General features: G+C 40.0%; 23 protein-coding genes. 5 read left to right on the forward strand and 18 right to left on the reverse strand.

The features are described 5' to 3' along the window. Positions 1 to 12: 12 nt before the first annotated feature. The 10 genes from EP737_RS06910 to comGA form a co-directional block, all read right to left on the reverse strand. Positions 13 to 204, reverse strand: coding sequence for a cysteine-rich CWC family protein (locus EP737_RS06910; RefSeq protein ID WP_129727202.1), 192 nt, complete (start codon positions 202 to 204; stop codon positions 13 to 15). 42 nt (positions 205 to 246) lie between these two features. Further along, a complete protein-coding gene (locus EP737_RS06915; RefSeq protein ID WP_129727203.1) occupies positions 247 to 921 on the reverse strand; it encodes a DUF421 domain-containing protein in 675 nt (224 codons plus the stop codon). A gap of 459 nt (positions 922 to 1,380) precedes the next feature. After that, positions 1,381 to 1,590: a YqzE family protein gene (locus tag EP737_RS06920; protein WP_129727204.1), complete on the reverse strand. Its 210-nt coding sequence runs from the start codon at positions 1,588 to 1,590 to the stop codon at positions 1,381 to 1,383. Positions 1,591 to 1,799: 209 nt separating this feature from the next. Beyond that, positions 1,800 to 2,171: a competence type IV pilus minor pilin ComGG gene (gene comGG / locus EP737_RS06925; RefSeq protein ID WP_129727205.1), complete on the reverse strand. Its 372-nt coding sequence runs from the start codon at positions 2,169 to 2,171 to the stop codon at positions 1,800 to 1,802. Then, on the reverse strand, positions 2,172 to 2,618 hold the full coding sequence (comGF, locus tag EP737_RS06930; protein ID WP_165350716.1) for a competence type IV pilus minor pilin ComGF: 447 nt from the start codon (positions 2,616 to 2,618) through the stop codon (positions 2,172 to 2,174). Continuing rightward, entirely contained in the window at positions 2,605 to 2,910 is a 306-nt protein-coding gene (locus EP737_RS06935; RefSeq protein ID WP_165350717.1) for a type II secretion system protein, read from the reverse strand. Before EP737_RS06935 ends, comGF begins: the two co-directional genes overlap by 14 nt. A gap of 13 nt (positions 2,911 to 2,923) precedes the next feature. Continuing rightward, positions 2,924 to 3,376: a competence type IV pilus minor pilin ComGD gene (comGD, locus tag EP737_RS06940; protein WP_129727208.1), complete on the reverse strand. Its 453-nt coding sequence runs from the start codon at positions 3,374 to 3,376 to the stop codon at positions 2,924 to 2,926. Continuing rightward, entirely contained in the window at positions 3,373 to 3,669 is a 297-nt protein-coding gene (gene comGC / locus EP737_RS06945) for a competence type IV pilus major pilin ComGC (protein ID WP_129727209.1), read from the reverse strand. The genes comGD and comGC overlap by 4 nt, the downstream gene beginning before the upstream one ends. 13 nt (positions 3,670 to 3,682) lie before the next feature. Next, complete coding sequence (gene comGB, locus EP737_RS06950; RefSeq protein ID WP_205650890.1) at positions 3,683 to 4,729, reverse strand: competence type IV pilus assembly protein ComGB; 1,047 nt, start codon at positions 4,727 to 4,729, stop codon at positions 3,683 to 3,685. Then, a complete protein-coding gene (gene comGA / locus EP737_RS06955) occupies positions 4,716 to 5,762 on the reverse strand; it encodes a competence type IV pilus ATPase ComGA (RefSeq protein WP_129727211.1) in 1,047 nt (348 codons plus the stop codon). Before comGA ends, comGB begins: the two co-directional genes overlap by 14 nt. A gap of 223 nt (positions 5,763 to 5,985) precedes the next feature. On the opposite strand from comGA, the gene EP737_RS06960 reads away from it, so the two are divergent. Then, on the forward strand, positions 5,986 to 6,684 hold the full coding sequence (locus EP737_RS06960; RefSeq protein WP_129727212.1) for a helix-turn-helix transcriptional regulator: 699 nt from the start codon (positions 5,986 to 5,988) through the stop codon (positions 6,682 to 6,684). Between the two features lie 396 nt (positions 6,685 to 7,080). Beyond that, positions 7,081 to 7,323, forward strand: coding sequence for a DUF2626 domain-containing protein (locus EP737_RS06965; protein WP_129727213.1), 243 nt, complete (start codon positions 7,081 to 7,083; stop codon positions 7,321 to 7,323). Positions 7,324 to 7,639: 316 nt separating this feature from the next. On the opposite strand, the gene EP737_RS06970 is transcribed toward EP737_RS06965, so the two are convergent. Then, positions 7,640 to 7,858 (reverse strand): DUF3912 family protein, encoded by a 219-nt coding sequence (locus EP737_RS06970; protein ID WP_129727214.1) that lies wholly within the window; start codon positions 7,856 to 7,858, stop codon positions 7,640 to 7,642. Between the two features lie 231 nt (positions 7,859 to 8,089). Here EP737_RS06970 and EP737_RS06975 point away from each other — a divergent pair, with 231 nt between their 5' ends. Then, on the forward strand, positions 8,090 to 8,407 hold the full coding sequence (locus EP737_RS06975) for a hypothetical protein (RefSeq protein WP_129727215.1): 318 nt from the start codon (positions 8,090 to 8,092) through the stop codon (positions 8,405 to 8,407). Between the two features lie 138 nt (positions 8,408 to 8,545). On the opposite strand, the gene EP737_RS06980 is transcribed toward EP737_RS06975, so the two are convergent. The 4 genes from EP737_RS06980 to EP737_RS06995 form a co-directional block, all read right to left on the reverse strand. After that, on the reverse strand, positions 8,546 to 9,028 hold the full coding sequence (locus EP737_RS06980; protein ID WP_129727216.1) for a hypothetical protein: 483 nt from the start codon (positions 9,026 to 9,028) through the stop codon (positions 8,546 to 8,548). A gap of 1,335 nt (positions 9,029 to 10,363) precedes the next feature. Further along, positions 10,364 to 11,656, reverse strand: coding sequence for an ABC transporter substrate-binding protein (locus tag EP737_RS06985; RefSeq protein ID WP_129727217.1), 1,293 nt, complete (start codon positions 11,654 to 11,656; stop codon positions 10,364 to 10,366). Positions 11,657 to 11,755: 99 nt separating this feature from the next. Continuing rightward, positions 11,756 to 12,583 (reverse strand): carbohydrate ABC transporter permease, encoded by an 828-nt coding sequence (locus tag EP737_RS06990; protein WP_129727218.1) that lies wholly within the window; start codon positions 12,581 to 12,583, stop codon positions 11,756 to 11,758. Then, positions 12,583 to 13,551, reverse strand: a complete 969-nt coding sequence (locus EP737_RS06995; RefSeq protein WP_129727219.1) for a carbohydrate ABC transporter permease — start codon at positions 13,549 to 13,551, stop codon at positions 12,583 to 12,585. The genes EP737_RS06990 and EP737_RS06995 overlap by 1 nt, the downstream gene beginning before the upstream one ends. Before the next feature lie 278 nt (positions 13,552 to 13,829). On the opposite strand from EP737_RS06995, the gene EP737_RS07000 reads away from it, so the two are divergent. Then, positions 13,830 to 15,650 (forward strand): sensor histidine kinase, encoded by a 1,821-nt coding sequence (locus tag EP737_RS07000; RefSeq protein ID WP_129727220.1) that lies wholly within the window; start codon positions 13,830 to 13,832, stop codon positions 15,648 to 15,650. Continuing rightward, positions 15,647 to 17,236, forward strand: coding sequence for a response regulator transcription factor (locus tag EP737_RS07005; RefSeq protein ID WP_129727221.1), 1,590 nt, complete (start codon positions 15,647 to 15,649; stop codon positions 17,234 to 17,236). Before EP737_RS07000 ends, EP737_RS07005 begins: the two co-directional genes overlap by 4 nt. Positions 17,237 to 17,410: 174 nt before the next feature. On the opposite strand, the gene EP737_RS07010 is transcribed toward EP737_RS07005, so the two are convergent. The 3 genes from EP737_RS07010 to EP737_RS07020 all read right to left on the reverse strand — a co-directional run bounded on the left by EP737_RS07010 (position 17,411) and on the right by EP737_RS07020 (position 20,489). Continuing rightward, positions 17,411 to 18,709: an ABC transporter substrate-binding protein gene (locus EP737_RS07010; protein ID WP_129727222.1), complete on the reverse strand. Its 1,299-nt coding sequence runs from the start codon at positions 18,707 to 18,709 to the stop codon at positions 17,411 to 17,413. An 86-nt stretch (positions 18,710 to 18,795) separates the two neighbouring features. Beyond that, positions 18,796 to 19,623 (reverse strand): carbohydrate ABC transporter permease, encoded by an 828-nt coding sequence (locus tag EP737_RS07015; protein ID WP_129727223.1) that lies wholly within the window; start codon positions 19,621 to 19,623, stop codon positions 18,796 to 18,798. Beyond that, the gene (locus tag EP737_RS07020) at positions 19,623 to 20,489 is read right to left on the reverse strand and encodes a carbohydrate ABC transporter permease (protein WP_246040197.1); all 867 of its coding nucleotides are present in this window, start codon (positions 20,487 to 20,489) and stop codon (positions 19,623 to 19,625) included. The genes EP737_RS07015 and EP737_RS07020 overlap by 1 nt, the downstream gene beginning before the upstream one ends. Between the last annotated feature and the right edge of the window lie 67 nt (positions 20,490 to 20,556).

Genomic DNA, 20,556 nt, shown 5'->3' on the forward strand with positions numbered 1-20,556 from the left:
TAATTGTTAGCTTTATTGCTGTCCTTCCTTAAACCTATCAAGGCATTCTTTACATATACATGATTTTCTCAATTGATTAGCTGGTACTAAATCAAAAATGCCACTTGGAAAAACCTCTTTACTGCACCAGCATGAATGGCTGCCACAGTTATTGCTCTTACTACAGATTGGGCATTCAAATGATTTTTGAATTTCATTATTCAAGTTACTACACCCGCTTCCATATAAACGAAAAATTATATATTACTACTTTTTCTGTACAAAAAGACCCTCACCTTCTAACCATTCAGCTACAAACACATTTTTGTAATCAGAAATATCTTGAGATGTCAGTTGTGTTTTTAACCAAGATTCGTCAAAATTTAAATCTTTTAATTCATCCCATAAAACCTTGCCGTCACGTATAAGAGTGACAGGAACATAAACGGGTTTTGCAGGCATATTAAAATCTTCTTGGGTCGTTTTTTGATACTTTGTCTTTTTCAAAACACTGATCGAGCCGTTTGCTTCTAAATAACAAAAAGCAACCTCTCGAATAGAAAAGGTTTCACTTTGCCTAAGCAAGCTTTGCAATTGATTGATATTCATCCGGTTTTTTTTCAATTCTTCCCGATCGACTATCCCATTTTTAATAAGAGCAGATGGTTTTCCTTCAAAGATGCCACGAAACATTAAGTATTTTTGGCTAAGATATTCGACTATAAAAAGTAAGCTGCCCCATAATGTGATAGAGTAAATAACATAAAAAGTACCGATTTGATGGTCGTATACTGCGTTTCCTAATAATTCTCCCATCACTATAGAGGCAATAAAAGTAAAGGGCGTAATTTGATTAATGATTTTCTTTCCGACAAACTTAACGATTATAAACAGCAAAAAAAATCCGATAATAAGTTCAGTAGTTAAATACATGATTTTCATATGATGAATACTCCAATCTAATCATATATCATGGTGACATTACCATTTATAACCAATTATTATGCATTATATATCTTTATTTGCATTATCGGTGGTATATATTGATGAGGAAGGTATTTGAGCTATTACTTTTCATTGATGCTACTTGGGATTGTTCTCACTGTTACTGGTTTTAGTTTCTTCTCTGCGTCTGTGACAAAATCCAATGGGAGAGGAAAGAAGAACATTTTTGCATATATATTGGATGTTGTTGGGGTTTTTCTTAATATATGGAGTATATCCTTTAGCTTATTGCTTGTAGGGATTAGCAGGAGTAAGTTTGGTTATCTATTCTTTTCTGGAAATGATAGATATTTTATAGAGAAAGTATACATTTTCAGCTAGAAGCGAATTCGACGTATCGGGAAATTTTAAAAACAAAGTGTAAAGGTAAGAAAAAACGCCCATGAAAGCGGGCGCTTATGCATCCTTTTTCCTATTCTCCTGCTTCATCCGTAATTCCTTATACAGCAGTGCAAGACTAAGAGGCAAAATGCCAAACCATCTAACCAGAAAAGGATCCCTTACATTGCGGCGCTCTTCCCGCTTTTGCTTTCGCTCCTGCTTTGGACTATCCATATACGACACAAATTGCTGCGTCACAAACTTTACATAATCGTTAGTCGACATACTCTCACCACCTGTATGTTTCTAAATGGTTAGTATGCCCGCTCTCTTCATGTTTAATCACTACTGCTTGCTTTTTCATACTTTAATAAGGTATAAATCTCCGGACAGGAGCGACCTTGACGTATCAGGAAATTTTAGGAATAAAATGCAAGTGCAACTACGCCTCTGTCTTCGCCGAAGGGCATTACTTGCCAATCAGTAAGTTTTCTTTACCGCTCCTCCATCCAATTTGTTATCTGTTTGTTGTTCTTGTTATAGAGAAAACTGGCTGTATATGCTCTTCCCTCCTTCGTTACGCAATGAATCGAAACTTGCAGCAAACCTGATGAAGAAAAGGACTGCGCCAGACGTGCCGTTCCTTCCTCGTACTCATAGGCAGTTGGGATGCCGCTTGTCTGCACATCGCGCTGGAATTCCCGGATTGCATTTGTCATTATATTCTCCAGTAGAAAAAACTGCTCCGTCTCATGATAGAACCGCTTTTCTAGTAGAAGCAGATTTACCTGATGAAGAAACAACGCAAGAAATAAAAAGGTAAAGATAAGAACAGCCGGCATAGTTGCTCCTCGTTCATTCCGCATCTATGTTTCCTCCAACACGGACAAACGGGTTAAAATCCCTTTATGTATATTTCCATCTAGATCTTGTATATGGATCACAAGCTTGTTTGAGGATTGCTTGTAAAACACAGTCTTTACATTTTGTAATAAAATTTCGTTTCCACTGCCATTTACCTTTCGAATTAACTGTGCCCCGACCAGCGTATAAGTAACGAGAAGCCCGCTCGGATCCCTCATCATTAGTTTTTTATCAATAAACTGCACCGTTCCCGCCTCCCGATATTCCATTTGTGCTTGCTGCATAAAAATAATCCATTCAAATTCATTAAAGCTTCCTTGCTTAGGCAATCCAAAAAACAAAGGCTGCAGCCGCGGTGTGACCAGAAGCAGCGTTGACAGCAAACATATACAAAACATCACTTCAAGCAACGTGAAGCCATGTTCTCCGAGCGTGTTATTTCGCAACATAGCAACACTTGCTTTGCTGCTTATTGCGGGTATCCTTCCAAATTGCGCATACGCTGTAAGCATCCCCAACTTCGTTCCACATAGCTGTATACTGCGTACCCTTTATATTTTGAAGTGCCGAAGCCGGCGGATGTGCATCAAATTGGTACGATACAATCTGTTCGCGCAAAAATATATGCGCAGCCTGAGCCAAGCGGATGTTTTTTCTGTCTTGTATGACGATAATGCTATGCGGCAGCAAAAATGCAGCAATCATCAGCAAAACAGCAAGTGATATGAGCATTTCCAGCATAAGATACCCTCCTTCACTCCTCATGATAATACATCCTCCCTCTTCCTAGCTGAAACACAACGCGATATGTAACCTCTTGATGCTGAACATACATCGATCCCGCCTTGTTAATATTGCCGTCTTGACCATAGATAAGCGGATTAGGCATCGTATGGATATCAATTGATATTGCAGGATCATAGCTTCTCGACAGTACAATACCAACCTCCCCTGACTTTGTAATGACATATTTATGGTCTGTCGTATACATACGTAAGCTATAGCGGCTATTATTACTAATCGCAGCCTGCTGCATAAACGCAATATCCTGACGAAACTGTTCTACAAACTGCTCTGCTTTCCGGCTAGCGGAAAGCGGGAGCAAGGTAACGGAGGAAATCGAGATGAGGATCAATGTGATGAGCAAAACAAGCAAGGTTTCTAGAAAGGTAAAACCATTCTCCCCCCTTACAGTCTGTTGATTCATTGTACGTTAACCGAACCATCGTTTGCGGAAATCTGAATGATCTTTCCATTTGGGCATGTTTTTGAAGTAATGTATCCAGCTGTTTCTAATTCTTCCATAGTCGGTATTTTGTCATGCTCCAACTTATATGCCTGCACCTGTGCAGACACTGCCCGAAGCAACGCATCACAGCCTTTTCCTTCCACCATCTTTCGTTGATTAACAATGTTGGGCACAATCAATAGCAATAAAACAGAAATAATAAACATCACCAATAACATTTCAAGTAAGGTAAAGCCGTTTTCATTTTTCATATAAATTCTCCTCCTACATAGAACTCATCGTTTGAAACATAGGGAGTAAAATAGCTAAATACATCAAGACAACAATCAGGCCGATCACAGAAAATAACAGAGGCTGCATGATTAATACAAGCTTACTGACACGCGCTTCTAATTTCTCCACAACCATTTCGCTATAATCTGCCAGCTCGTTTGCCAAAGCTCCTTCCACCTGCCCATGCGTCACTACATAGGACAGCTCTCTCTCGTAGTACGGGCGCTCCTGTAAAATATGCTCAAGTGTATCACCTCCAACAAGCAAACGCTTCATAGCAGTAGCCTCACTTTGAAAGAATGGCTGATGACGCTGCTGCTCCATTAGTAAAAATGCCTCCAATACAGACAATCCACCTTGCAGCAAACTGCTCATTTGTACAGCAAAATAATGAGAGTTTAACGATAAACAAAAGGATTTGAGAATCGGGATCGAGAGAAGATAGTTCATTTTCGTGACCGGGTTCAGCTTTCGAAAGTACGTATAGTACAACACAATAGCGATTCCAACGAGGGAAAGGACAATTCCAAACATATAAGGGAGCAAGCGGATAAACAGTAAAATGGTATCCACCATCATAGAGGATTGAGAAGCGACAGAGCCATGAAGGCTTGCGAACTGAGGCAATAGCACGGTATTAAATAAGATAAGCATCCCGATTAAAAAGGAGAGTAAAAAGATGGGATAACGCAGCGTTTGCAGCAGCTTTCGATAATGCCTTTCCTTACGCTCTAGAAATATACTTCCTTGCCTTAAAGCAAAGGCAATATCGCCGTGCTGCTCTGCATAAAACAAATAGGCCAGCATATCACGATGGAATCTAAGGTCTGTAAATACACTGTACAAACTGCCGCCATTTTTCAGCTGCTCAACGGCTCGATGGAGCTGCTGTTGTTTTTCCTTTGTCGCATATAATTGAAGAAACTCGAGTGCATGCCAAAGCGAGTAGCCCTTTTCAAGCAAATTGCCCAGATGACGAAGCAACGTGACCTGCTCCCGCAACGTCCAACTTGTCATATTTCGCTTATACAAGAACATCCTCTTCTCCGATAAATCCGAGCGCATATCCTTTGTTCATCGCTTGCCGAAGCGTTGTGTAGTAATACGAAGCTGCTTCGCCCCTTGTCTCTCGAATGACTTCCTGCAAAGCTTGTCCATACAAAAGCTCATATACGCTAAGGCGCCGAAGACGACGCAGCTTTTTGCAAAGCGGTAAGCATTTTCCTTGGCAAAACGGACATTTCATTTCGACAAGCCTTTGCGCGGCAACCGCAAGCAGTGACTGTTCAATCTCTTCTAGAGTAATTCCATAATCAAGCAATCGCAGCACAGCTCCCTTTGCATCCTTTGTGTGAAGCGTTGTTAACACAAGATGGCCCGTTAAACTGGCACGAACTGCCACCTTTGCTGTTTGTGCATCACGAATTTCTCCTACCAAAATAATGTCAGGATCATGACGTAGCACGGCCTTTAACCCCGTTTCATACGTAATACCGGCGCGTTCGTTAATTTGAATTTGCAGCAAACCGTCATTGCGCTTTTCAATCGGATCCTCCAGCGTAACAATGCTCCGATTAAATGATGTTTTCGCTGTCTCTAGCAACGAATACATCGTGGTCGTTTTTCCTGAACCTGTTGGGCCTGTAAAAACAATAAGACCATGAGAATGATAAAGGAAGGAAAGCAGCGTTTTAGCGGAACTCGGGAAGAGGGACAATTCGGAAAGGGGCTGTACAGATGTTTGTAAATGAATTCGAATGACAAGACTTTCATTTTGAATGGTGGGCAAGGTTGACATACGCAAATGCATATCACCAAACTTCATTTGCAGTTCAAGTGAACCGTTTTGAGGCTTTCTTCTCTCACCAATATCCATTGCCGCCAAAAACTTAAAATGAGAAATCACTCGTTCACAAAAACCCTTAGAAATTCTATACTTTGTAACCAAATCCTTATCGACTCGCATCCGAAGTTCTGCTCCTTCTCTTGTTGGGACGAGATGAATATCCGATGCTTTTAGCTCATAGGCCTCCCTTAAAATTTTATCTGCAAATTGTTCTACACTTTGCATACCTACCACCTCCTCTCTTTTATATACCATAGAAGAGGCGGAAAGAAAAATGGCGATTTACGTCTTTTCCTTCTGCTAATTTCGCCTTTTCCCTTTCACATTTCGGACATATTCTAAGAGGAATATGAACAATTCATGAATAGTACTGCCATTCTGTTATTATGCAACATTGCCTATATTATAATGTTACTATCTTCCAATACAAGTAAAGGTGGCGACTAAAATGGAACAGGCATTAAAGATTACGAGCGTATTAGCAGATCCAACGAGATACTATATTTATCAATATATTTCTGAAAAACACAATCAGGTAACAGTGCAGGAGATTGCAGATAAATTCAGTATTCATCCTAACGTAGCCCGTCTCCATTTAACAAAGCTCGAAGACGTAAATATGCTTATTTCCGAAACACAAAAAACAGGCAAGGGCGGCAGACCGGGCCGTTTATACCGCCTCTCAGACGATGTTATTCAGCTGCAATTTCCGTTTCGTGACTATAAGATCCTATCTCAGATTGCCCTTGACGCATTGCTTCGCCTAGGCAGCATCGGTGAGCAGGCTCTCTTAGAAACAGGAAAACAGTTTGGTCGCGACTTGATGATGCGTCACGTAAAGCCGCTTGGCATTTCCGCCGAAGAGATCTCAAAACAGGATAAAGTCAAGATTGCCAAGGAAGCACTAACAGCAGCTGGGCTATCTCCTCAATTTGAATTAAGTAAAGATGAAACGAAGGTATTTTATCAAGTCCATAATTGTCCATTTAAGGAAATGCTGACAGAGCACCCACAGGTGATTTGCAATATGCACAATGCAATGATGCAAAGCATCTTTCAAGTTTTATTTTCGACTGTAGAGCTCATTCGGACAGAAAGTATGCTTACAGACTGCAACTCCTGCAATTATAAGGCTCATATTAGTTGATAAGAGAAGTGGAATAGGAGACAAGCTCTCAGAACCATAAGGTCGTTTTGCCCCCTGGTTCCGAGGTCTTTCCTCTACATCGGATAGACTGATGAAACTGCCCAAGTCCTTTTTCTATATTCAAGAAAACTTGCTGATTGACGAGCCCTGCCCCCCAGGCGAAGGCAGAGGCGTAGTGGCCTGTACTCCTAAAATTTCCGCCTACGTCGAATTTGCTTCTAGCTGGAAATTTATCCTTTCTTACAGTGGGACAAACAAATGATTTCTATATGTATTTTTGGAAACAATCAAGCCACAGCTCTTTTTCAACAAAACTCTTGTAAATGTTTACAATTCTGAGAACAGTCCTTTATAATGAAGATGGAGACACAAATTGTCCGAAGGGGAGGGATACGAATGGATCGTATGTTTCGCGTTTTAGGCTTTTGGACAGGAATTTTCGCTGTCATGTTTTATCTAGGTGATATGCCGCAAACAGCGCTACTGTTCTTTGGTCAAACTGGGTTCTTCGTCCTTTTAGGTTATTTGAAATTGTCGGAACGCATGTATATGTATGTTTTTGGTGCATATTTAGCAGTGTTCTTCATCGGCTTTACATACTACACAACGTTTCTGCTCGTTCCAAGCGTAGGTCATTAGAAAAGCTGGGGTTCCCTAGTTAGCCCAGACAGGCAAAAACCCACGCAAAAGAACGCGAGGGCTCAGTTCTGGAGTGGGCTAACACCCCGAAAAGTTATCCTTAAAGTATAGCAAAACGGCGGTTCCTCTGGGTCGCCTCTTTTTTCGTTTTCAGAAAATAGAAATTTTTAGCGGAAAGACCATTCGACACAGCGAGAAGTTGTAGGAATAAAGCGCAAGCTCGTAGATGCAAAGCTTGTCCGTTTCATCTGCCCTGTGTATGTTATATCATTATATGGCTGCGGGTACGCGCTAAAGAGGACATACTCCGTCCCCCTTAGATATATCCATTTCGTTCACACCAATCATGAAATTCTTTAAAATCAACGTCCACAAGCACTAAGTCTTGCAGCTCTACGTCCACATAAAGTTCTCCACCGATGATGAGGGTATATTCCGTTCCGCTCCCTGCGAAATTCCGTTTCACCATTCCAAGCTGATCCCGATGTGGACCATTTTTCATATAGGCCTTTTGCCCTGTAATGTCAAAATCCAAGCAATTCACCTCTTTTTCTTGTTCCATTTCTGTATGTATATGATGAAGTTTGAAAAATAGTCCCTTTCCTTCGTTGCACAATCTTAAAATTTATTACAATACCTTTACGATATTTCAATCTAATAAAAAGGACCTAAAAACCAGGCACAATTCCTTGAGTATTATCGCAAGGGACCTTACAATAAAGAAAGAACCAAGGTTCTAGAAAAAACTTCAAAAAGAGGGATTATTATGAAAAACCTGACGATTATGCAAATTGTACAGGCGTTGAAATCTTTCGGCTTTGAGGATGTTGAGTATTGCAAAAAAACAAAACAATTCACCTTCCATAATAACTCAGACATTATGAATAACTATGTGACGATTGTATACAGCAAAGCTTTTAAAAAATTCAATGTCTGCATGCATCCGATTGAAACCTCTAATGTTGTGGAATTGAAAGAGGTAGCAAGGCGATTGGAGATGTGTACATTACTTGTGGAAAGACTTAACCAGATTCTCAGCAAGCAGCTACAAATAGAAACAAAAAAACTCGTTATGCATCTATAACGAGTTTTTTGTTTCTAAATATCGAACACTTGCTGATTGGCGAAAATAGAAGCGTAGTTGCACCAGTTTCTTCTTCAAAATTCCCATTGCATCAAATCAACTTCTAGCTGGAACTTTATACTCTCTTACGGTATAACATTATCGAATCCTCACTGCTCCGTCCGTTACCCGCTCTAACAGCTCTATTGCTTCCCCAAACGTAACATCAAAAATGCTTGTTTCTCTATCGATGTATGGAAAGTGAGACAACCGCTTTTCCATTTTCTTCGTGGCCTCTCCTGTGAACTTTGTGCTGCTTACACCAAATTCTGTTTCCAGCAGTACAATCCAGTCAAGAAGATGAAAGCCTAAACCATTGATAAATGAAATGAGCTGCTGCCTTGGATGTTCAGCTGAAAAAACAGAGCGCTCTATGAGCTCCATCAGCTCCTCTCCTAATATATCCTCTAGCTCGTCATCATGTTCCCGCTCTAAAACAGCCTCGTAGCCATAGTCATCCATGAGCTCCTCTACTTCCTCACTATCCGGAAACAACAGCTGCTCTCGCGTCGCCCCACGCTTTAGCTCACTTTGACGGACAACATCCAAAAACTTTACGTCCCACTGATCTTGTATGTTCATTGACTTGTCTCCCTTATGTACATTCTTCGTGTATAGTGTAAACCATTTTTCCTTAATTATAAAGAAAACTCACCGATTGGCGAGCCCCGACCTTGGGCGAAGACAGAGGTGTAGTTGCACTTATACTGTATTCCTAAAATTTCCGGCTACGTCGAATGGACTTCCAGTTGGAAATTTATGCTTTCCTACAGTATAAAGAAAACTCACCGATTGGCGAGCCCCGACCTTGGGCGAAGACAGAGGTGTAGTTGCACTTATACTGTATTCCTAGAATTTCCAGCTACGTCGAATGGACTTCCAGTTGGAAATTTATGCTTTCCTACAGTATAAAGAAAACTCACCGATTGGCGAGCCCCGACCTTGGGCGAAGACAGAGGTGTAGTTGCACTTATACTGTATTCCTAAAATTTCCGGCTACGTCGAATGGACTTCCAGTTGGAAATTTATGCTTTCCTACAGTATAAAGAAAACTCACCGATTGGCGAGCCCCGACCTTGGGCGAAGACAGAGGTGTAGTTGCACTTATACTGTATTCCTAAAATTTCCGGCTACGTCGAATGGACTTCCAGTTGGAAATTTATGCTTTCCTACAGTATAAAGAAAACTCACCGATTGGCGAGCCCCGACCTTGGGCGAAGACAGAGGTGTAGTTGCACTTATACTGTATTCCTAGAATTTCCGGCTACGTCGAATGGACTTCCAGTTGGAAATTTATGCTTTCCTACAGTATAAAGAAAACTCACCGATTGGCGAGCCCCGACCTTGGGCGAAGACAGAGGTGTAGTTGCACTTATACTGTATTCCTAGAATTTCCGGCTACGTCGAATGGACTTCCAGTTGGAAATTTATGCTTTCCTACAGTATAAAGAAAACTCACCGATTGGCGAGCCCCGACCTTGGGCGAAGACAGAGGTGTAGTTGCACTTATACTGTATTCCTAGAATTTCCGGCTACGTCGAATGGACTTCCAGTTGGAAATTTATGCTTTCCTACAGTATAAAGAAAACTCACCGATTGGCGAGCCCCGACCTTGGGCGAAGACAGAGGTGTAGTTGCACTTATACTGTATTCCTAGAATTTCCGGCTACGTCGAATGGACTTCCAGTTGGAAATTTATGCTTTCCTACAGTATAAAGAAAACTCGCCGATTGGCGAGCCCTGCCCTTGGGCGAAGACAGAGGCGTAGTTGCCCTTACATTTTGTTCTTAAAATTTCCGACTACGTCGAATTTACTTCTAGCTGGAAATTTATACTTTCCTACAGCGCAAAACAAGGACTGATTCCAAAGGCGTAATATAATATGCCTTTGGAATCAGTCCTTTCATCACTTCGTTATTATTTTTTTAACTTCGCCCAAGTAGCGTCAAGAGCTTTTAGAGTATCTTCTTTAGATGCCTTTTTACCAACATATGTTTGCAAAGTTGCCCCGAATTGCTGACCTGCACCGTCTGGATATTTCGCGAACTGCCAAGAGAACGTTTTTCCTTCTTTAGAGTATTTCACAAGCTCCGCACCCAATGGTCCGATATCGGATTCTTTTGCCTCAATTGTTTTGAAGGCCGGGATGTATTTGAAGTCTTCAACCATTGCTTTCTTTCCTTCTTCAGATGTTACCAACCAATTTAAGAAATCCTTTGCTGCTTTTTTATCTGCGTCAGGTGCTCCATTGTAGACAACCCAGCTATTCGGTACATCAACTGCTAATTTATCCGCAGTTGCAGGGTCATCGCTAAGAGGCATTGGAATAAAGCCTACCTCCATATTTGGATTTAACTTATCAAGCATTGGTTGAATCCAGTTTCCTTGTTGAATCATTGCAGCCTCGCCGCCCGCAAAGAGTGTTACTTGCGTGTTGTAATCTGTTGTTAGCGGATTTGCATTGCCATACTTCACCGTCAAGTCTAATAGATCTAGATATTTTTGGAATTGTTCGTTTCCAGCAATTTTGGATGTTCCTGCATTTAATCCTTGCACGAATGCATCCGGGTCTTGTTGCGTTGCGAAAGCCATGTTCAGGCCGTGATTTCCTAGCACCCACCACTCTGCGTAGCCTACTGAGAATGGAGTGATTCCGGCAGCTTTAAGCTTTTTCGCTGCTTCCTCTAACTGTGTCATTGTTTTTGGTAATTCTGTAATACCGGCCTTTTTGAACAATTCTTTATTATAAGCAAAGCCATAGCCTTCAAGGTTAGCAGGCTGTCCGTAAATTTTCCCATCGAGTGTTGTTGGCTTTAATGCGCTCTCATATGCATCCTTCACCCACGGCTGATCTGATAAATCCTCTAGCTTGTCCTTCCATGTTACTGTGGATTGATAGCCTTCAATTGTAAAAAGATCTGGTGCGCTTCCAGAAGCAAATTTCGCCTTTAATGCCGCTGCACCATCTGCACCTCCGCCGACTGTTTGCAGATTAAAAGTTACATTTGGATGCTCTTTTGTATATTGGTCTGTTAATGCTTTCAATTGATCCGCAATTTCAACTTTTCCTTGGAAGATATCTACAACGACCTTACCGTTTTTATTGCCAGCTGTATCTGCTTTTTCCCCTGTTGTCTTATCGTTGGAACAACCTGCTGCTACAAGCAAAGATAATGATAATACACCTGCTGCCAATGGAAACTTTTTCATGTTTGTTTACCCCCTGTTAGATATCTTGCTAATTTATCTCTACCAGCTGTTCTTTCTCGTATAAAGAAACACATGGTATCAATTAGTTTAATATTAGAATTATTTGATAGATCCACTTGTAATGCCTTTGATAATGTGCTTCTGCATTGAGAAGAAGAAAATAAGTAACGGAATGATGCTAATCACGAGTGCTGCTAATGCTAAATCCCATTGCTTTGTATATTGACCGAAGAAGAAGAACGTCGCTAATGGTATTGTTCGTAATTCTGGATCCTGTAATACAAGCATTGGCAGTAAGAAGTCATTCCAAATCCATAAGCTGTTCAAGATCACAATCGTAACGGTAATCGGTTTTAGCAGCGGGAACACAATTCTCCAAAAGACGCCAAACGGTGAACAGCCGTCAATAATCGCCGCTTCTTCCAGCTCGACAGGAATTCCTTTCATAAAGCCGTGGTATAAGAAGATTGCCATCCCGGAACCGAATCCTAGATACATAAAGATCAATCCCCAAAGGCTATTAAGTAAGCCAAAATTCCCTGCCACCTTGACTAATGGAATCATAATCGATTGAAATGGAATTACCATCGCCGCTACAAACGTCATGAAGATGATATTGCTGATTTTCTTTTTTGTTCTCACAAGCATATAAGCTGCCATTGAACAAAACACGACAATCAGGATGTTGCTTGCCACTGTAATCATCAGTGAATTCATAAACACTTTTAGATAATCCATCTGCTGAAACGCATTTATATAGTTTTTAAACTGCAAGACGGATGGCAAAGCGGATGTATTCATCAAAATCTCAGAGAATGATTTTAAAGAGTTCGATACCACATAATAGAACGGAACAAGAAACACAAGACCGATCAAAATGGCAGCGATTTCGAGAATGAATAATTTTCCAGTATACTTATTTTCCATTATGATTCAATCTCCTTCCGTTTTGTATACGTAACCTGAATGATTGTAATTAATGCTACTACGATGAAGAACACTAATGCCTTTGCTTCCCCAAGACCATAGCGGTTGTTCACAAATGCTTCTGTATAAATATTAAGCGCTAACATTTCTGTTGATTTAAATGGACCACCGTTTGTCAACGATAGGTTCACATCAAAGATTTTAAATGATGATGAAATCGTTAAGAATAGACATACTGTCACAGCTGGAGCTACCATTGGCAATGTGATATGGCGCAATGTCTGCCATTTGTTTGCTCCATCGATTTTTGCTGCTTCAAGCAATTCCTGCGGTACGTTTTGCAGAGCCGCTGTGTAGATTAACATAATATACCCGGCACCTTGCCATACACTTACAATAACAATGCCCCAGAATGCTGTTTTCTCATCTCCAAGCCATGAAAGTTTGAAGAAAGAAAGACCTGTTAATTGTCCAATGGATGCGAAGCCTTTGATAAAAATAAACTGCCAAATGAATCCAAGTAACAAGCCGCCAATAAGGTTCGGCAAGAAAAAGACAGTTCGCAGTATGTTTCTTGTTTTTAACATTCTTGTCACAAGCAAAGCAAGCCCAAAGCCAACGCCATTCGTTAAGATAATAGCTACTACTGTATAGCGAAGCGTGAGCCAAAAGGATGCTTGGAACTGCTTGTCTTCTGTAAACAAATACGTAAAGTTATCGAGTCCGACCCACTTGATGTTACCTGTTACACCATTCCAATCGGTAAAGGCGTAATACATACCTGTAAAAAATGGAATCAATACGATGAGGGCAAAAGCTAAAAAGGCTGGTCCAACAAATAAGGCGAACAATCCTGCTTTTTTCAGCTTCCTTTGCTTGAGTAAGGTAGCTGCCTCAGAAGCCTTAGTATGCTTCTCGTTCTTCAAGGTTGTCACATTTACGTTTTCCAATTTACTTTGATTATTCATAAACTGCACCTCCGATATCTTTATTTTAAAGGATCACAAAAATAATGAAACGGCTTACATTGACCGATAGGGTGTAAAATATTGAACACACTACAAAATTGTTCTCTTGTTAGGTGTAATATGACCAAACTGTTTATTGTTAATGAAAAATATCATTCCGGTTTATGCTACAATGAAACAACATATGTATTCTGGAGATTGTTTAAAAAACTTACTAAGAAAGGGGGAGTGGTTAGTTTCGTATCATGTGTTATACAACGTAAACTAACTACAGTAGTATGGGATGGAGTATTCGTAAAAAGCTTATTATTTTTCTAATGATTGTAACGGTCCTTCCTTTTGGATCAGCTATTGCAATCACGTACTATCATACAAAGGAATCCCTTAAAGATCGCTTTGTTTCAACCAATCATGATGTGATTGAAAGTGGAAAACAAGATATTACAACTTATCTGACGGATATCTCACGAATCACATCAGCAATGTATACGTATAGTCCGCTTATGAATGCCTTAAAGGACGGAGTGTCAAGTGATTTAGAAAAAAACGAGCAGGAGGTAAAAAGGATACTCTTATACTTGTATGGTGCGCGTCCAGAAATTGAACAATTATATTTGTATATCCACGAAGGAAAGGACTCGTATACCAACTACCATTGGCATGTAAGCGGCCGTGGGAGAAATGAGGATATCTTCTCGAATCCGTACTATTTTCAGTTAATTACAGGTCGGAATTATACTGCCATTGAGCCGCCGCATGATATTTATAGCTATAACAACTTATCTTCTATTCCACAGTCAGAAAAGAAAAAAGTTATAAGTTTTCATAATATAATTAAAAACGTTCCAGCTGAAGATTTCTTAGGTTTTTTGTCTATTGATATTAATCTTTCGCAGCTCAGTGCGATTGCTGATCGTTTATATACAAAAGAAGCAGAAGATTTCTATATTATGAATGAAAATGGAGTTATCATGTACTCCTCTGAGGAAAAGCTAATCGGAACAGAAAATACTCAAACATGGTTTCAGCATGTGAAAAAGGCACCTTTGTCAAGTCATAGCTTGGAATGGAAAGATAAGCAGTTTTCTGGTGTGATTGTGTATGAGAGGTTTTCCGCACCATTTCAAGAATGGTATATTGTAAAAAGAATCCCTTATAATCTCCTATATCAAAGTGCTAGAGAAACAGCCTTTATTAATATTTTGATTGGTCTTGTTACATTGGTTATCGTTGTGTTGGCTACAATGTTCATTTCCTTCAAGTTCACTTCACCGATTAAAGTATTGATCGCAAATATGAAAAAGGTGGAAAAGGGTGAATTTCAAGCTGATTTTGATTCCTTAGGAAACGATGAATTTGGGATGCTAGGCAGGCATTTCAAATTAATGATTGCGACGATTAATGACTTGATTCAACGTGAGTATAAATTGGAGCTTGAAAATAAACGCTCACAATTACGGGTATTGCATTCACAAATTAATCCGCATTTTTTGTATAATGCCCTTCAGTCTATCGGTACGTTAGCTTTAAAGCATAAAGCAGTTCAAGTATACGCCTTGTTAACTTCTTTAGCGAAGATTATGAGATATAGCTTGAACATGAAAGACGATATTATGCCGCTCAAACAAGAAGTGCAGCATGTGAAGGATTACTTGGCTCTGCAAAAGCAGCGATTTGGTGAGCAGCTTCTATATGAACTGCATATACAGCCAGAATTAGAAGATGTTTTTGTGCCGAAAATGATATTGCAGCCAATTGTAGAGAATTGCTTCAAGCACGGATTTGATCAGCAAATAGAAACAGCTCTGATTCGTGTAGAAGCTCAGCTGCAAGATAATCAAATCGTTCATATCAATATAAGCGATAATGGAAAAGGAATGAACAACGAGCAGGTAATAAAGCTGCAACAAGAATTGCTGGAACAGCTTCCTGCTGATGCAAAGCAAGGTGAGTCTATTGGCTTAAAAAATATTTATGACCGATTGCAGATTTACTATAATTACGAAGCGAAAATGAGTATTACAAGCGATGAAAGCAGTGGATTTACGGTTACAATTGAACTGCCAAAAACCTTGAGCAAGGAGGTGCACTCTTCATGAAAGTATTAATTGTAGACGATGAACAACATGTACGAGAGGGGCTACGGTTGCTAGGAGATTGGGAGCGGTATGGCATTGATGAAATTTACGAAGCTGCAAATGGTGAAGAGGCACTCTCTCTCATTCAAACATATAAACCGGATATCATTTTTTCAGATATGAAGATGCCAAAGATGGATGGCATTGAGCTGCTAGAGAGAATCAAGAAACAGCACCCAACATGCAAGACCATTTTTGTAACTGGATATGATGACTATCACTATATGAGAAAAGCCATTCACTTTGGAAGCTTTGATTATATTTTGAAGCCCATTGACCCAGAAATTTTAAATCAAACGCTAGAACATGCAGTAATCGAATGGAAAAAAGAAGAGGCGGAGCGAAAGAAGCATCAAAGCAGTCATCAATTGATCAATGAAATGAAGCCAATATATCGGGATCGAATGCTTACTAAGTTTATAAACAACGATACAATTAAGGACAACCTGTATGAAGAGTTCGGATTTCATTTATCTCAGGACTATACGGCAGCTCTTGTTAGAGTCAGCGGCAAAAGCATCGCGAACTTTCAAGGAGATCGCGATTTAACCTACTTTACGATCTTGAATGTCATTAATGAAATCGTAACAAAATATGAATGCGGCATTGGTTTTCGTTACTTATCCAATAAAGGTGAAGCGGTTATTATATTTTGGGATAAATTTGCGCAAATAGACGAATTGCTCGTACATATCTATCAGACCTTAAAGACCGTACTTTCTGTGTCTTGTCCGATTGCTCTAGGAAACCAAGTAGATCAAAGCTCCAAATTGATTGATTCTTATCATCATGCCAAACAGCTTTTATTAAACAGTAATATCTTGAGTACAAATGAAGAAAAAATCTATATACACAAGCTTCCAGTTGATGCTGATGTAAAAAGTTTAATGGCGTATTCTTCTGATATTGAATTGGCGGTCCAAGCTGGCGAAATAAGTGCATTTCAGGAAGTCATTGAGCGCATTACAAAAGATTTTACGCAAGATGGTTTTTTATCATTCAAACAGCTTATCCATTTTGAAAAAGAATATCAAATTATCAGTAATACGTGGACTAAAAAATATGGACTTCCCTCCCCTGCAACAGATGATGTTGCCGAATACATTGATGTATTTTTCGACCAAAACGGTACCTTTCAATTAGAGAAGTATATTGCAAGGAAGACGCGGGAGGTTGCTCTCTTTTTAACTAGAGTAAAACGACGGTCAATCCCAAAAAACATCAACATTATTTACGACATTGAAAAATACCTTCAGGCTAACTTTGATCGAGATGTGAAGCTTCAGGAGATAGCTGAACGCTTTTACTTAAGCCGAGAGTATATCTCGAGGAAATTCAAGCAAGAATTCAAGGAAAATATTTCGGACTATATTGTAAAAATTCGAATGAATCGAGCAAAAGCCTTGTTAAAGAACAAGGACTTTAAAATTTATGAAATCGCCCATATGGTTGGATATCAAGACGATAAGTATTTCCGTAAAGTGTTTAAAAAGGTTGAGGGGATTACTCCAAACGACTATCGCTCACTTCTGTTTGAGTCCAAGTAACAGATACCACTAGAAAGAATAAAGAAAGCTTGCTGATTGGCAAGCTTTTATTCACAATTTGTTTCTAACTGGATGAAATATGAAAATGGACCATCATAGAAACGCTTCATGTTTGTCGCGTTCTCTATGGTGGTCCATTTTTTATGAGGCCGGCTTAAAGGGCCTTAGAACGGATTACTTCTTCAACTTAGCCCAAGTAGCGTCAAACGCTTTCAAAGTATCTTCCTTAGATGCTTTTCCAGCAATATATGTCTGCATGCTTGCAGCAAAGTCATGGTTTGCACCCTCTGGGAATTTTGCAAACTGCCAAGAGAATGTTTTTCCTTCCTTAGAGTATTTCACAAGCTCCGCACCTAATGGTCCGATATCAGATGCTTTTGCTTCAATTGTTTTAAATGCTGGGATATATTTAAAATCCTCCACCATTGCTTTCTTTCCTGCTTCAGATGATACTAACCAATTTAAAAATTCCTTGGCTGCTTTTTTATCTGCATCAGGTGCGCCTTTGTAAATTACCCAACTGTTTGGAACATCAACAGCCAATTTATCAGAAACTGCTGCGTCATCACTAAGAGGCATTGGAAGAATCCCTACATCCATATTTGGATTTAGCTTATCAAGCATTGGCTGAATCCAGTTTCCTTGTTGAATCATCGCAGTTTCGCCGCTCGCAAATGATGTAACTTCTGTGTTATAGTCTGTTGTTAATGGATTTACGTTTCCATATTTCACTGTTAGGTCTAGTAAATCCATAAATTTTAAGAACTGTTCGTTTCCGGCAATCTTAGCTGTACCTTCGTTTAATCCCTTAATGAAGGCATCAGGATCTTGTTGTGTTGCAAATGGAATATTCATACCGTGGTTCCCTAACACCCACCACTCCGCATATCCTACAGCGAATGGGGTAATCCCCGCAGCCTTCAGCTTCTTCGCCGCAGCCTCTAGCTGAGAATATGTTTTAGGTAATTCTGTAATACCGGCCTTTTTGAATAATTCTTTATTGTAAATAAAGCCATAGCCTTCTAGGCTCGCAGGCTGTCCATAAATTTTGCCGTCCATTGTCATGGGCTGCAATGCGCTTTCATACGCATCCTTTACCCACGGTTGATCGGAGAGGTCCTCTAATTTGTCCTTCCATGTTTGCGCTTGTTGATACCCTTCGTTCGTAAAAATATCCGGTGCGTTTCCGGAGGCAAATTTTGCTTTTAATGCCGCTGCCGCATCTGCGCCGCCGCCCACTGTTTGCAGATTGAACGTTACATTTGGATGCTCTTTTGTATATTGCTCTGTTAACGCTTTCAATTGATCAGCAATTTCAACCTTCCCCTGAAACAGGTCAATGACTACTTTATCACCTTTACTGCCTGCTGTATCTGCTTTCCCATTTGTTGTCTTACCGTTAGAACAACCTGCTGCTACAACCAAAGATAATGATAATACACCTGCTGCAAATGGAAACTTTTTCATAGTCATTCTCCCCCTATTTAGATATCTCTCTAATTTATCTCCACCCTATACCTAGATAGGCCAGGGTATCAACCAATGGAATGTGTTTGTTATTATTTAATGGAGCCACTTGTGATGCCTTTGATAATGTGCTTCTGCATGGAGAAGAAGAAAATCAGTAATGGAATAATGCTAATGACAAGTGCCGCCAGCGCCAAATCCCATTGCTTTGTATATTGACCGAAGAAGAAGAACGTCGCTAACGGTATTGTTCGTAATGCTGGGTCTTGCAGGACAAGCATTGGCAGTAAAAAGTCATTCCAAATCCATAAGCTGTTCAAAATGATGATTGTAACGGTAATCGGTTTTAATAACGGAAAGACAATTCTCCAAAAGACGCCAAACGGTGAACAGCCGTCAATAATCGCCGCTTCTTCCAACTCGACAGGAATTCCTTTCATAAAGCCGTGGTATAAGAAGATTGCCATCCCGGAACCGAATCCTAGATACATAAAGATTAATCCCCAAAGACTGTTAAGTAAGCCAAAACTCCCTGCTACCTTGACTAACGGAATCATAATCGATTGAAATGGAATTACCATCGCCGCTACAAACGTCATGAAGATGATATTGCTGATTTTCTTTTTTGTTCTCACAAGCATATAAGCTGCCATTGAACAAAACACGACAATCAGGATGTTGCTTGCCACTGTAATCAGAAGTGAATTCATAAACACTTTTAGATAATCCATCTGCTGAAACGCATTTACATAGTTTTTAAACTGCAAGACGGATGGCAAAGCAGATGTATTCATCAAAATCTCAGAGAATGATTTTAAAGAGTTTGATACTACATAATAGAACGGAACAAGAAAGACAAGACCAATCAAAATGGCAGCGATTTCAAGAATGAATAATTTTCCGGTATATTTATTTTCCATTATGATTCAATCTCCTTCCGTTTTGTATACGTAACCTGGATAACTGTAATTAATGCTACTACGATGAAGAATACTAATGCCTTTGCTTCCCCAAGACCATAGCGGTTGTTGACAAATGCTTCTGTGTAAATGTTAAGCGCTAACATTTCTGTCGATTTAAATGGCCCGCCGTTTGTTAACGATAGGTTAACATCAAAGATTTTGAATGATGATGAAATCGTTAGGAATAAGCATACTGTCACAGCCGGAGCTACCATTGGGAGTGTGATGTGGCGCAATGTCTGCCATCTGTTCGCTCCGTCAATGCGGGCTGCTTCAATCAGCTCCTGCGGTACGTTTTGCAGTGCCGCTGTGTAGATTAACATAATATAACCTGCACCCTGCCATACGCTTACAATGACAATGCCCCAGAACGCTGTTTTCTCATCTCCAAGCCATGGAAGTTTGAAGAAAGAAAGACCTGTTAATTGTCCAATGGATGCAAAGCCTTTGATGAAAATGAACTGCCAAATGAATCCAAGCAGCAAACCGCCGATCAAATTCGGTAAGAAAAAGACAGTCCGCAGTATGTTTCTTGTTTTCAACATTCTTGTCACAAGCAACGCAAGCCCAAAGCCAACTGCATTTGTTAAGATAATTGCTACTACTGTATAACGAAGAGTTAACCAGAAAGATGTTTGGAATTGCTTGTCTTCCGTAAACAAATACTTAAAGTTATCAAGTCCGACCCAATTGATAGTACCCGTTACACCATTCCAATCGGTAAAGGCGTAATACATACCTGTGAAAAATGGAATTAATACGATGAGAGCAAAAGCTAAAAAGGCTGGTCCAACAAATAAGGCAAACAATCCTGCATGTCTCATTTTTCTCTGCGTACTTGCGGTATTACGTAGTTCCGAGCTTTTCGCCTCCATTGGTTTTACACCATCA

Source organism: Ectobacillus funiculus, from assembly GCF_004138295.1.
Classification (GTDB): Bacteria; Bacillota; Bacilli; order Bacillales; family Bacillaceae_G; genus Ectobacillus; species Ectobacillus funiculus.